This is a genomic window from Edwardsiella sp. A.80236, from assembly GCF_044540725.1.
Lineage (GTDB): Bacteria > Pseudomonadota > Gammaproteobacteria > Enterobacterales > Enterobacteriaceae > Edwardsiella > Edwardsiella tarda.
In genome coordinates this window covers 1-12,274 of record NZ_JBIUCY010000025.1, presented here as the reverse complement: position 1 = coordinate 12,274, position 12,274 = coordinate 1, and the positions used below count along the sequence as shown (strand labels likewise).

Annotated in this window: 19 protein-coding genes and 1 pseudogene; 3 read left to right on the top strand and 17 right to left on the bottom strand. The window is 45.4% G+C overall.

What is annotated here, in order from left to right; genetic code table 11:
- Positions 1-50: 50 nt before the first annotated feature.
- Together ACEQFP_RS16020 and ACEQFP_RS16015 are read left to right on the top strand one after the other, a co-directional pair.
- Positions 51-203 carry a hypothetical protein gene (locus ACEQFP_RS16020; RefSeq protein ID WP_036983224.1) on the top strand — a complete coding sequence of 51 codons (153 nt, stop codon included), beginning with the start codon at positions 51-53 and terminating at the stop codon, positions 201-203.
- A gap of 3 nt (positions 204-206) precedes the next feature.
- Positions 207-1,226 (top strand): annotated as a pseudogene (locus ACEQFP_RS16015) (ArdC family protein); the annotation flags it as partial.
- A 200-nt stretch (positions 1,227-1,426) separates the two neighbouring features.
- On the opposite strand, the gene ACEQFP_RS16010 reads toward ACEQFP_RS16015, so the two are convergent.
- On the bottom strand, positions 1,427-2,419 hold the full coding sequence (locus ACEQFP_RS16010) for a relaxase/mobilization nuclease domain-containing protein (RefSeq protein ID WP_000257690.1): 993 nt from the start codon (positions 2,417-2,419) through the stop codon (positions 1,427-1,429).
- A gap of 2 nt (positions 2,420-2,421) precedes the next feature.
- Complete coding sequence (gene mobC, locus ACEQFP_RS16005; protein ID WP_015505610.1) at positions 2,422-2,937, bottom strand: plasmid mobilization relaxosome protein MobC; 516 nt, start codon at positions 2,935-2,937, stop codon at positions 2,422-2,424.
- A 289-nt stretch (positions 2,938-3,226) separates the two neighbouring features.
- Between mobC and ACEQFP_RS16000 the strand changes: the two genes are divergently transcribed.
- Complete coding sequence (locus ACEQFP_RS16000) at positions 3,227-3,943, top strand: SprT-like domain-containing protein (protein ID WP_057059798.1); 717 nt, start codon at positions 3,227-3,229, stop codon at positions 3,941-3,943.
- A gap of 96 nt (positions 3,944-4,039) precedes the next feature.
- Here the strand turns inward: ACEQFP_RS16000 and ACEQFP_RS15995 are convergent, their stop codons facing one another.
- From ACEQFP_RS15995 to ACEQFP_RS15925, 15 genes are all read right to left on the bottom strand, one after another.
- On the bottom strand, positions 4,040-4,345 hold the full coding sequence (locus ACEQFP_RS15995; RefSeq protein WP_021265633.1) for a hypothetical protein: 306 nt from the start codon (positions 4,343-4,345) through the stop codon (positions 4,040-4,042).
- Positions 4,345-4,584 (bottom strand): hypothetical protein, encoded by a 240-nt coding sequence (locus ACEQFP_RS15990; protein ID WP_000797250.1) that lies wholly within the window; start codon positions 4,582-4,584, stop codon positions 4,345-4,347. The genes ACEQFP_RS15995 and ACEQFP_RS15990 overlap by 1 nt, the downstream gene beginning before the upstream one ends.
- 11 nt (positions 4,585-4,595) lie before the next feature.
- Positions 4,596-5,720, bottom strand: coding sequence for a ParB/RepB/Spo0J family partition protein (locus tag ACEQFP_RS15985; RefSeq protein ID WP_021265632.1), 1,125 nt, complete (start codon positions 5,718-5,720; stop codon positions 4,596-4,598).
- A complete protein-coding gene (locus tag ACEQFP_RS15980) occupies positions 5,717-6,469 on the bottom strand; it encodes a ParA family protein (RefSeq protein ID WP_024143642.1) in 753 nt (250 codons plus the stop codon). The genes ACEQFP_RS15985 and ACEQFP_RS15980 overlap by 4 nt, the downstream gene beginning before the upstream one ends.
- Positions 6,426-6,788, bottom strand: a complete 363-nt coding sequence (locus ACEQFP_RS15975; protein WP_000746879.1) for a TrfB-related DNA-binding protein — start codon at positions 6,786-6,788, stop codon at positions 6,426-6,428. Before ACEQFP_RS15975 ends, ACEQFP_RS15980 begins: the two co-directional genes overlap by 44 nt.
- 89 nt (positions 6,789-6,877) lie before the next feature.
- Positions 6,878-7,387: a thermonuclease family protein gene (locus ACEQFP_RS15970; RefSeq protein ID WP_021265630.1), complete on the bottom strand. Its 510-nt coding sequence runs from the start codon at positions 7,385-7,387 to the stop codon at positions 6,878-6,880.
- Positions 7,387-7,689, bottom strand: a complete 303-nt coding sequence (locus ACEQFP_RS15965; RefSeq protein WP_001066964.1) for a hypothetical protein — start codon at positions 7,687-7,689, stop codon at positions 7,387-7,389. Before ACEQFP_RS15965 ends, ACEQFP_RS15970 begins: the two co-directional genes overlap by 1 nt.
- Positions 7,690-7,730: 41 nt before the next feature.
- Positions 7,731-7,880 carry a hypothetical protein gene (locus tag ACEQFP_RS15960; protein WP_001816708.1) on the bottom strand — a complete coding sequence of 50 codons (150 nt, stop codon included), beginning with the start codon at positions 7,878-7,880 and terminating at the stop codon, positions 7,731-7,733.
- A 95-nt stretch (positions 7,881-7,975) separates the two neighbouring features.
- Complete coding sequence (locus ACEQFP_RS15955) at positions 7,976-8,197, bottom strand: hypothetical protein (protein WP_000798354.1); 222 nt, start codon at positions 8,195-8,197, stop codon at positions 7,976-7,978.
- Between the two features lie 155 nt (positions 8,198-8,352).
- Positions 8,353-8,637 carry a helix-turn-helix domain-containing protein gene (locus tag ACEQFP_RS15950; RefSeq protein ID WP_015505619.1) on the bottom strand — a complete coding sequence of 95 codons (285 nt, stop codon included), beginning with the start codon at positions 8,635-8,637 and terminating at the stop codon, positions 8,353-8,355.
- A complete protein-coding gene (locus ACEQFP_RS15945) occupies positions 8,627-8,947 on the bottom strand; it encodes a type II toxin-antitoxin system RelE/ParE family toxin (RefSeq protein ID WP_024211443.1) in 321 nt (106 codons plus the stop codon). Before ACEQFP_RS15945 ends, ACEQFP_RS15950 begins: the two co-directional genes overlap by 11 nt.
- Positions 8,948-8,976: 29 nt before the next feature.
- On the bottom strand, positions 8,977-9,204 hold the full coding sequence (locus ACEQFP_RS15940) for a hypothetical protein (RefSeq protein ID WP_045358237.1): 228 nt from the start codon (positions 9,202-9,204) through the stop codon (positions 8,977-8,979).
- 466 nt (positions 9,205-9,670) lie between these two features.
- Entirely contained in the window at positions 9,671-11,023 is a 1,353-nt protein-coding gene (locus tag ACEQFP_RS15935; protein WP_036983243.1) for a hypothetical protein, read from the bottom strand.
- Positions 11,024-11,205: 182 nt separating this feature from the next.
- Entirely contained in the window at positions 11,206-11,520 is a 315-nt protein-coding gene (locus tag ACEQFP_RS15930; RefSeq protein WP_015505594.1) for a HigA family addiction module antitoxin, read from the bottom strand.
- 292 nt (positions 11,521-11,812) lie between these two features.
- On the bottom strand, positions 11,813-12,073 hold the full coding sequence (locus ACEQFP_RS15925) for a helix-turn-helix transcriptional regulator (RefSeq protein ID WP_058661448.1): 261 nt from the start codon (positions 12,071-12,073) through the stop codon (positions 11,813-11,815).
- Between the last annotated feature and the right edge of the window lie 201 nt (positions 12,074-12,274).

The window sequence follows — 12,274 nt, the reverse complement described above, 5'->3', positions numbered from 1 at the left end:
ACCATGGCCCGGACGCTTTTAGCTCCGGGCTTTTTTATAGGGTAATAGGCATGAACAATAAAATACTGGATCTGAATATACCGGGCCGTGAAATTGAGATGAGCCGCCAAGAAGCTGAAGAGTTAGGCGCATTTGAAGAAAGCGCCTTATCTGAAACTGATGCAAGAGAGGCGATTGATATAGAAGACGAGCAGGAGGGTTAACCGATGGCCAGAGGTGACGACAAAGAGAAGAAACCATTCTATGAAGAAATTGCTGATCGTCTGATCAAACAGCTTGAGGAAGGAACCGCGCCATGGCAAAAACCATGGGAACCGGGTTCAAGCAGAATGCCGCATAACCCGGTTAGCGGTACTCGTTACAAGGGAGCCAACGCCCTATGGCTGGCTATGCAACAGCGTACAGATCCCCGCTGGATGACGTATAAGCAAGCCCAAAGCGTGAATGCGCAGGTTCAAAAGGGCGAAAAAGGTACGCTGGTTCAATACTGGAAGTTTACCGACACAATCCCCAAGCTCGACGATAAAGGGAAACCGGTACTGGATGATAACGGTAAGAAAAAAATGATTACCGTGAAACTTGATCGCCCAAAAGTCTTTTCCGCAGTGGTATTTAACGCGGAACAGATTCAAGGCTTACCGCCATTAGAAGTTAAGGCAACAAAACCCGATTGGGAACGCCATGAACGAGCCGAAAATATCTTGCAGGCCATGAGCGTACCTATCAAGCATGATCAAGCTGATGGCGCATTTTACCGCCCTTCTACAGATTCGATACACCTCCCGGAACGTAGCCAATTCCCCAGCGCCGATAATTACTATGCCACTGCATTGCATGAAGCTGGCCATTCAACCGGACACAAAAGCCGTCTGGATAGAGATTTAACCGGGCGATTTGGTTCTGAGTCCTACGCAAAGGAAGAACTGAGAGCTGAAATAGCCTCTTTGATGATTGGCGATGAATTGCAAATAGGCCATGACCCCGGACAACACGCCGCTTACGTTAAAAGCTGGGTGAAGGTTCTAAAGGATGATCCCAAAGAAATACTGAGGGCAGCAAAAGACGCTGAAGCTATTAGTTCCTACCTTTTGAGCCATGAGAAAGAAAAGGCGCAGGAAGCCCCTCAAAACGCACCAGAAAGCGATACAGACCAAAAAGAGGGTAATGATAGCGCATTGCCTTTAAAACTTGCTGAGAAGCTTGCAGAGCGTTTTAACAACGCAGAAGATCGGGCTAAATTCATGGAAAAGATACAGTCCAGACTTACCCACGAAAAACCAGATACGGAAATAAAAATAAAGGAAATTAATACGGTTGTAGTAAGCAAAAAAGGTCTAAAACAAGATACTGATTTAGAGCGTTAAAAAACAGGCGGGAAATAGCCCGCCTGTCTCCCCTCCCCTGTGCGGTTTCGTGCGCACGAAATTTATCGTTCTTCCTGATCGTTATCTCTATCTCTGCCAGTTGAATTTTGCTTTTTTCCGGGCTGCTGGCTTGCTAGTTTCTGACTAACTGCTTTGGCCATTTCATGTCGTTCCGTAGCCATAGGAGGCATGGTATTAACAAAATTCACAACATCAGCGGCAAGCTTTTTATCGCCCGGCTCTGAACTCTGGTTAAGTTCCTGCGCCGCCGATAGCCACCCTTTTCTAACTTCCTGCTGCCTTGTCTGTATTTTCTTTTCCCACGGTTTCGCTTTTGCAGGCTTTCCGGCCCTCGTATCTTTAAACTCTTCTACGATCTCTTTGATTTTGGCTTTATCGACTTCCGGGGTTAATCCACGCTTGCGAATATGAAGAATCGCCTGATCAATACCTTTTTTAACTACGCCACGTGTAGCGCGTGGTGTTGCTTCAGCTTCAACTCCCCTAGCGCGAAGTTCTTTAGCAAAACCTTCACGCCATATTTGAGGATCGCCTTTTTTCACATGTAAGCGCCTGCCATCGAAACCCAAGGTTTTTATACTGATATGAACATGCGGGTGATCAACGTCTTCATGAAGTGCAAAAACATACTGGTAGTTTTCGCCAAATTGTTTTTTTGCAAATGCCCTAGCCGATTCTTTGACGGCCTTAGCTTCCGTTCCTTTCGGCATGGATAGCACTACATTAGTAGTATCGCGCGTATTGGCACGTCGCTTACCTTGATCCTGAGTCCATTCCTTATGAACGGCTTTAACGTCGTCCTTTCCCTTCAATATTTCACCGCGTTCATTTTCAAGTTCCAGCTTCCCGTTTCGGCTGATGTAATCTAAATGGGCTTTAACGTGAGCTGGGCCTTTTGCATTGCCACTCACCTTAACCATCACTTCAGACGCACGATTAGCTATGCGACTAGCCTTACTTTTCAGGTCTGTAGTTTTGTTGGATTTAGTCTTTACTTTACCCTCAAGGAGTTTTGACAAGCTTTCAACGGCCATGGTTAACCTCCCCAACGATTCATGTTTCTATCAATAAGATTAGATACCTTGTCTCGATGGCCATCTATCTGTTCAAGCAGCCGATCTATTAATTCCTTGTTCAGCTTATCGCTATCACGAAACTCTACATTCAACGCTCTGGCTATCTGGTTCAGGTTTCTACCTATCGCGGCCAGCTCACGATTGGAACCCCGCAAAGCATTAACTTCGGCGTCAGTTAATACCGGTTCTTTGCTCAAGGTTGCCAACACTAAATTAGTAAGCCATGTGGTTCTGCTGGGAAACCCTTCAGCCTTAGCGCGTTCTGTCATGCTGTGAATATCTTTCGGTGACAAACGTATCGTTACTTTATCTGAACGTGGTTCTTCCAATCCTTTAGCTTCATTAGGCACTATTCCCGCCGTTACCTTTTCGAGCAACAGCCCCAACATATCGGATTCACTAACACCACGCTCATGACAAAAGGTTTGCCACTTCTCTTTTAATTCCGGCGTAACTCTCTTAACGATCCTCGGCATAAGCGGGCCTTTTACAATATGGGGGGATGGGGGGTATTATAGCAAAGCTGGTGCCATTCGCCAGCACTTTGCGAATCCTGCCCTAGCTATAACCCCCCATATCCTTTTCGTACGCACGAAAATTTTGCACGAATGGCTATTTCACGCCATCGGCTGCGCCTTGGCCCAAAATCAAAACCGGCTCAACAGGACCAGGGGCTGATTTGCGGCTATTGTTTTGAATTGTGCAATCCAAAGATGTTATAATTTGGATTGTGCAATCTAATAACAAAGAGCGCGATATACGCCAATGAAACCTACACAACAGACTTACGAAGAATTGCAGGTTGCTTATGACCATTTCAATGACGCACTTTTTGATGGTTCACTTCCCCCCTGCCTGATCACTCTCCAGCGGGAAAAGAAAACATATGGCTATTTCTCTGCCGAAAGGTTTGTTCACGCCAATGGAACCCGGACGGATGAAATAGCAATGAACCCCGCCTATTTTGCCGTATGCCCGCCAGAAGAAATTATGCAAACGCTTGTCCATGAAATGGCCCATCTCTGGCAATACCATTTTGGTAAACCCGGACGCCGTGGATACCACAATAAAGAGTGGGCTGATAAAATGGAGTCTATCGGTTTAATGCCATCTTCTACGGGGAAACCCGGCGGTGCCAGAACAGGTGATAGCATGGCCGACTATGCCATTGAAGGTGGCCAGTTCATGGATGAATACAACAAGCTTATGCAGGATGATTTTCGTATTTCATGGATGGATAGATTTCCAGCAAGGGATCGCCTTCTTGAGGCCATTGCATCTGGCAATGCTGACCAGTTCGCGGGTGACTTAGAAGCTATGGGGATTGAAGTTGGTGAAGATGGCGAGTTGACGATAAAGAATGAGAATAAATCAAACAGGATTAAATACACCTGCTCTATGTGCGAAACAAATATTTGGGGGAAGCCTGACCTGAATGTGATGTGTGGAGACTGTAACGTAGCCTTTGAAGTCGCTAACTGACGCGCTTCGCTTGTCGGCTATTGATGGAACCGTAACAGACTCGCTACGCTTGCTAGTTACGGCCCATCAACAGCGAATTTTAACGCCATAGATAAATCAATTGTATTTTTTGAACAGAAAATCAGCCAGCAACATAGCTGAGGGGGAAAGTGTCATTGTTAATATGATGGCAAGAGAATTTTCGTAGACGGTATTGTTGTACCACGTACACGCGAACCACACGACAGCCGGGATCATGAAAACCAACCCAATCATTGCAATTTTTTTGGCTTGGTTCGCCTTCTTATCCATGCTATCTCGTCTGTTTTTCCTTAATCGCTGCTGTTCTGCAATGGGTAGGTGACGGATTGAACTATCGAAAGATTCCAATTCATCAACCAACTTTTCCAGATCTCCATTCATTATTTCCCCCTCCTTAAAATACCTATAAAAGTGCTTTTGATAAATCCGGGCTTACCCTTCTTTCCTCGCAGCCAACTAAATAAGTTGGCTGGTATAGCTAATGCCAATACAGCAAACGTTACGCAAATAGCTACTACAGCCAAAAATGATTGGCTGTTTTTCAGGTAGGGATACGCCAGAAAAAGAATCAGGACTAAAGCGGCGATAACGCCGCTGATTAGCACTATGCGATTTTTCATAATTGCCCGCCTCAACCTTCAACAATGGCAACAACGCTAACGTCCTTTAAATCAATCTCGTCTTCACTGCCATCATCATCGTATTTAATCCAACCGAACCCATAAGAAGCTCGGCGGTTCGTGAGTAATCGCGCTGGGCGTTCATCATATTTAATCTGAACAATCGCCTTTTTAATTTTGTCGCTTGCCTCATCTGCGGCAATGATTTTACTGGCTTCATCCTCCAAATCAGAAGATGAGCCGCCGCTGATTGGTTCGCCGTCAATAACTAAAGGTTGTTGCTCTTCGCCCTTCTCCAGTTCGTCGCTATCGGCACCCCCTCCTATCCATGCGTTGGCATCGCTCGGCAGCTCCTGACCTTCTTCATTGTCGCCTGACGTATTCACGGCTTTAGATTCCGGCTCTTTGAGTGAATCACAAAAAGCCCGCACATCAGCAGTAGTTAGCTCGTCTTGTGCTTCGGAACAAAAAGCCTCTACTTCTTCAGCGTGTTTTTTATAGGCACGATGTAACAGGGCCATTGCCTGCATAGAGACAACACGGCCACTGTCGTACATATCGCGGATACAATCAGCCATATCAAAGAAAATAATATGATCTGATACAAACGATGCTGGCTTACCCAATCGGGCCGCGATGGCGCTTTTTTTATCGCCTTTCTCAATCCGGCGCTGGATAAACGTAGCGGTTTCAATTGGTGAAAGAGCTACGCGCTGAATGTTATCAACTGCATTATCAAATTCGTCGGCATCCTCATCAATGAACGCCAAAACATCAGGTAACTCGGCAAGTTCAGCAGCAGCACAACGGCGCTCACCGGCATTAAGAATATATTCCCCCGGTATATCTGGATGAGGTTTCAGACTTACCGGGTTTTTGTTACCGCGTGGTTTTCCAGTTGCCGGATTTACAGACTTCATTGAATCGGCCAGCTCACGGAGTTCCTGCGGGTCGATAGTCTTTCTGGCGTTATCTGCATCCTTATGAATTTTTTTCAGAGGCACACGGATAAGATTTCCTGCAAAACCTTCAGGTACGTCTGTTGAAGCCGCTGATTGAGTAGGGGCCGGGTCGCCTCCCATCAAAGCTGAAAAGTTATCCAGCCCGCTTAAATCCAATCCTTTTTTGGCGCTCATTTGGCAACCCCCATTTTTTCAAAAATGATCTTAAAAGCTTCCTGAAATTCTTTTCCTGCCTCACGTGCAGATGTTTTCTTTAACTGCCATACCGGAATACCTTCGGAAAGGGCTTCTGGAATTGATGAACGAATGCCGATCCGCGCTCTAATTAACAGATGAGCGTAATTCTCTACCAGATTCATTAATGTTTTTTTCTGGTCTTCAGAACGGGAGTTAAAGCGATTAGGTAACATGCCTAGGAAGTTCAGATCTGGATTCCATTTCGACTTAACACCAAAAATGGTTTGCAGCATTTTTGTAATACCATCAATGGAATATTCTTCCAGCTCTATTGGCGACAACACATGATTTGCAACGATAAGCGCCGCTGACATACGCAAACCAAGGGTAGGAGGGGTATCAATGACACAATGATCAAACTGAGACGCCAGCGCGGTAAGGTGGTCTTTAAAGGTTGACATAACCGTTAACGGGGCGCGTTCTATATCGGCCATCTTTGCATCAGCATTGATTAAAGTAATGCCTTCATTTGGCGTAATAGTTAACTGTTGTTCTTCAAAAAGTTGGCTTGCCTGAAGTGCCGCCACACCTCCAGCCTTTTCTAAAGTCTTACTGGCGTTACCCTGCGGATCAAGTTCAACAAAAAGCACTCTGTCGCCTCGTTCCTGAAGAGCCATAGCAAGATGTACGGCGATTGTAGATTTACCTACCCCGCCCTTCTGATTCGTCACTGTTATGATATTCATTCATTTCACCCTTAGCGTTTGCCTGTTTACGCGCCTCATCTTCCATAGCCCTTAACATAGGAACCATTGATGATGGTATACATAGCTCGATACGTTCCCAGCCTGCCGGTGGTTTGCCATGTAACTTGTGCGCTTCTCTAACTTTCTTCGTCATTGCCGCTATTGCTGTACGGCTTAATCCCGTTTCAATCACCATGTCATTTTGCTTTCTGCCATCAACCAAAATTGCTTTCACAATTTCTACATTTGCTGGCTTTAGTGCGCGTGACAGGTTAGAAATGGCATGTTCAAATTCGGCCTGCGTTAGTCGTTTTTTCATTCAATGGATTAACCTCCGAAACTCAACGGCCTAACTGTGGCCTCCCCTTAAATATAAATCATCATCTATTGATGTCAATAGATAATGATTTATTTTGCGGTTTCGTGCGCACGAAATTTATTGTTAACTCGCCGCCATTTCCAAGGCTCTACAATGCTTGATTGCGGATCAGACCATAGGCCAAGGCGTTTTTGCCTAGCGTCCTGTTCAAGGTCTAGCATGGCTGGATTAGTCGCCTGTTCACGGTATCTGTAGGCCCACGCCATACCGTTACTAACCTGAGATTCATTTACGTTGGTGTTATCTTCCTTAAAAACTGTACCTAACACGCGGTTATAGCGATCCTTTCCCTTTTCAACGATGGTTACTTGTTGACGAAAGATCATATCAGCCAGAAATTGACGGGATTTCTGCCCGAAAGGTTGCTTGCTTTCAGGGGCATCAATATCAACTAATCTCACCCTTATTGGCGTTTTATTAACTAAAACATCAACGGTATCACCGTCGATAATTCGTATTATTTCGCCATGAATATCAGCAATTGCATATTGCAACGGTAAAAATAAGAATAGAAAAATAATATTCCAACGCTTCAACATTAATTTTCGCCTCTTTGTTCATCTGATTCCCAAATAACACCGAACCCGGCTTTATAACAAAGTAACGCCCATGCCGCGTAAGGTATCCCGCCTTCTTTACACCAACGCCTAAATGTCCGGCTTCCCTTTCCTCTCCCTGTTTCACTTGGTAGACCTATGTATTTTGATGCGTCAACACCAGTAAACTTATTTCCTGATCGCTCTTCTACCAGACTTAACACCGCTTTGATTTCTTCACCTGTCGGAGGCGTCCAACCATCACTAAAAGGGAGTAAGGTTTCAGTTCTAATTACGTTGTTCAAAGTGTCTCTCCTGAAAGCCCCGCCGAAGCGGGGCAATAGGCTTAGACGGCCTGAAAGCCTGCGTTCTGCTCGCGTAATGCTTCCATCACCGCTTTAAACTCGCTCCCGGATAGGGGAGGAAGCTTAAAGGAGGTGTGGCTATCTATTGCCTTTTTAATCATCTCGGCCAATGCTAAAATATCATTGTTCATGGTTACTCTCTCGCGGGTTTAACGTGAACTTCCCTGTATGGTTGCAGCCATAACAGGGAACCTTTCAAAAGGCCCGCGTAAGCGGGCCACCTGAATCATTTAACGATGTGGCCACTCTCCCAAAGACGGATAGCCGTAGCTTTAGCCCAGCGATACCAGTCTTTACCGGCCTCTTTATACTGATGCCCTAAGCGAACAAGAAGCCAAGTTTCTTGTAGGAAGTCGTTCCGACCTGCGTCGATAGATTGACGTTCACTAATCATTTCATTGATGGCGTTGTTAATCTCGTTAGCCTCTTCAAAATTGCTGTTTTTCATCGGTATTCTCCGGTATTGACCGTAGCAACTTGCCCGGCCTTCATTTGTAATGATGGGCCAAAATGGCCTACCCGTCAATCAAAATAGTATACTTTGATAATGCGATAACCAAAAAAAACCCCGCTAATAGCGAGGTCAATTTTTATATGGGAAACTTAGCCCATAACAATCTTGATACTGGCACCACAGGCCGCCGCGTATCGTTCAAGTGTTGTGACACTGGCTTTACTGGCGTTTTTTTCTAATTTACTTACGGCTGGCTGAGTAATCCCCATACGTTCAGCGACTTGGGTACTATTGATACCAGCTCTGCGGCGCAGATCAGCCAAAAGTTCCTGTAACTCTTCCTCTTTCTTCTCTGCAAGATAAGCGGCCATTACATCAGGGTTCTGTAAGGCTTTAGCCTTCACTTCAGCATAAGGGATACCTTTAACTTTCATCTGTCAGTTCCTCCAGTCTCTTTAATGCTAATTGGATCTCTGCCGGTGGCGTCCTAGGTGTCTTTTTAACAAACGTGCGCAAGATATATATCTTTTTCCCTTTAGCGAAAGCAAAAAAGGTACGTGTAATATCTTTTTTACCCGCTCTTAACTCAAAAAGGCCATCTTGAATAATATCCGTATGTGGATAACGCAACTGATTACCTTGGGCCTCAAGTTTATCCAGTGCAGCAAACGCTTTCCCTTGCATTGGACTATCAAGATCCAAAATTTCCTGTTGTGCTTCCGGGTGAAAAATCAATTCAAACACAAAGCGGCCTCTTTTCCGTATACCATTATTTATGAATGTGCCACCCAACACTTAGCACCATCGTAATCATTCCCACCTTCGGCAATAAAAACGTTCTCATCGACATCAACGGCAATTACGCCGGGCCGCTCATGCTGTGCATCACGAAGGCAATTTTTCCAACCATAAACCTGACCATCCCAAATCATCACAATCCCTGAATGGGCATGTTCAACATTCTGTGTACGCCACCGCTGCGCAATATCAACATAGCTCATCGTATAGTCTCCAGACTGGGGTCAGTTTGGATATAGAGAATTATTGTACGGTAAGCCTGTTTTTTGAACAGGCTTACCTGTAGCAATAGGGTGTACTCCCGCGCTATACAGCGTTTTCAGGGGATTTTGTCTTAATCGGATAACCTAAATGCGATACAGCAAGAGCGACAACCTAAAAGCGATAGCCACTGACGATAAATCAATCACTTACGTATCCGAATTGGTTAAATAATGTGCTTAACGTACAAAAATTTCCGATCTCCAAACTGACCCCAGACTCATCAACTCACTAGGGCAATCATAACCTATAAGCTATCATAACTCAAGGGTTATGCATAACATAAAAGCTATGATAGTGATCTCTTCCCACACAAGTATTGATCCTGAAAGATCGGAAAAAGGATCAAAGCGTAACAGGGCAGGGGCTACGCCATTAGTAATAGGGGGGTAACTTGTCTCAATAGATCTAGGCTGATTTAGCGGCCATTTGGCCATGACAAGTAATAGGGGAGGGAGTTGTCTCACTGCCTGATGGTTTGCCCAATCTGTACCATTTAGCGCGGCTCATTCCTAACACTTCCCACGGTTTCTGTTTAGTCAGTGAATTAGCTTCGTAAACATCACGCTCAACGGCTCCAGCAGCTCTGCGGCGTTCCTCGTCACGCTTTCTGTCTCGTGCGCGTCTACGCTCTAACGCTTCATTTTTAGAAATGATAGTTTTTAGCTGGCGTTGCTCTTCATCTGTAATTTGAAACAGGTTGATTAGAGTGTCATTTTTTGGCGTGTAGAGTGGTGAAAATTCCTTGCCCCCGAAAGATACCTTCTCACCGGCTTCATACTGCTTTGCTTTGCTGTACAGCGTCATTAACTCTTGTGAACGGTAAGACCATGCAGGGGAGATCTCCGTGGCCAGTGCGGCCGCTTCGTGATACATCTGCGTTGAATTTGTCGCCCCGGACAACAGCAAAAAATTAATACGCCAAAATAAATGACGCATCCTTTCCCCTTCCGCTAACCCGCCGCGCAGCTCGTCCAGCTTGCGCAAATCTTCAAGCCTATCCCATGCAAGCTGACGACCGCTAAAACCTCTGAGGTTGCTTTGTCGGCCTCCGGGCAGCAATTGAAGTTTCTGTTCTGCTTTTGTCTGGCGTTGCTTTTCAATATCCCAGCGAGCCACCGGCAATAACATTTCAGCAAGGTACTCGAAGTTATAACGGATTGGTGCGCCATCACGTTCTAGAACGCTTACTACACGGCAAATATTGCCGCTCTTAGTGTTAACCGTATTAACCAATCGTAAAACCCGGCTGGCGTCTTTAGCTGCGGGATCAGCCCCTAGCGAGGAAAGTTTAGATACTAAATGCTTTTGGCAAGCATTCCAGCGCGGTAGCGCGGCACGTGGCAAGGTTCCTTCAAGTAGCCATTTAGCCTGAATACCACGCCCGGAATAGACCATAAAGGAGGGTTCTGGTATGCCTTCTTGTTGACAGAAATAGTTGATTGCAGCGGCCAAAGCTTCAGGTGTTCTACCCTGCGCCCAACTCATCTTGTAGGTATCTATATCGACAAAAAGCAACCCCAAACGTAAGAGGTTTACTACACGCCGGTTAGGACGCATAAATTCAGCTTGGGTTATCCATGTATCGCGTGAGGTATCGACCATGCTAAGAACGGTGGCCATCTCACTTAATGGGTAAGAAGATTGGCGTTTACCCGTTGGCCACTGAGCCAGTACAGAAAAGAAACCATGCCGCCCGGAATTGTGATAAGTCTCCGCTTCGTCGGCTGGATTAAAAAGCGCCAGTTGTGATGTAGCCACGTCTACCCCTTAGACTTGCCAAGAGGCACAACACCGCTATAATAGAGGTGTTGTAACCCTTAGCCTATGTCAGGCAATAATAGTTGTGTTGCAGCCTGCCAGCTTTAGAACACAACTTTGAATTTTAAGCCCCGTTTGTTGACCTTCCCGCCAAGTCGGATCAGCATCGGGGTTTTACCTTTTTAGGCCGCCAGTAATTGAAAAGGGCGCGCCTTATCTATTCTGCTGCGGCGATCTTCTGAATGCAGTGCATCCCATAAATCGACTTTCTTCTGCAAATCCAGCCAAAAATCAGGATTGTTACCAAAGACTTTTGCAAGGATGAGCGCGGAATCTATTGTTATGGCCACTTTTCCATGACAGAGCTGATTAACGTGCTTTCTCGTCCATCCGGTATAGGTGGCCAACGCCGTTTGGCTAATTCTGTTCGGTTCTAAGAACTGAGAAAGCAGAACGTCACCCGGCGTTGCCGGTCTTAATACTTGTGTCTGGTTCATGCTTCACCTCGATAATCAAAACGGTACAGATTGAAGTGTAACCTATAAGGTAAACATGTCAAACTGATCTTTATTTTGGATTGCACAATCCAAAAATGAGATAATTTAGCTGAAATGACCTCTATTTAACATAATGGATCTTATCGGCACCACGCCGAGAAGGTTCGCCATAAAAGCGGTACATAAGCCGTGAAAGGTACAGTTTTCTATGCGGAAAAGAGGGGAGTTTATTGTTACTGACTTGTTACTAAATGGAGGTTTTCCATTTGGCCATTGATTTTGGTCGAAAGGTTTATTTTTGGCGTTTTTTACTTCTGTAAAGCTGCAAAACCTCTTCGGCAAAATCATCATCAACAATATAGAAGTAGCACTCTGGTACATCGAGGATGGCAGCAATTGAGCACACCATTTCAAAGGTAGGTCTGTAAGTGCCGGTTTCGTACTGAGATATACGCGATCTGGCCGTGGTTTCGTCTAGGCCCGCAAGAACGCCCAGCTTCTCCTGAGAAAGCTTTGCTTGCGTCCTAATGGGTTTGAGTCGGTAATTTATCATCACATGCGCCACTGATATTAGTTGACGGCATGTTTAGCATTACTTTACAGTGCTTATGTTTAGAAATACTGGACAAACAAACCTTTTTATGCCAACCCAGGGTCACACTACAGGAATGTTTAGACCGTTTTTTGTTACTTTTTATGATATGTATTACGGGGTCAGCTTGGTGAGAACTAAATCATAGAGCCAAGCAAGAGC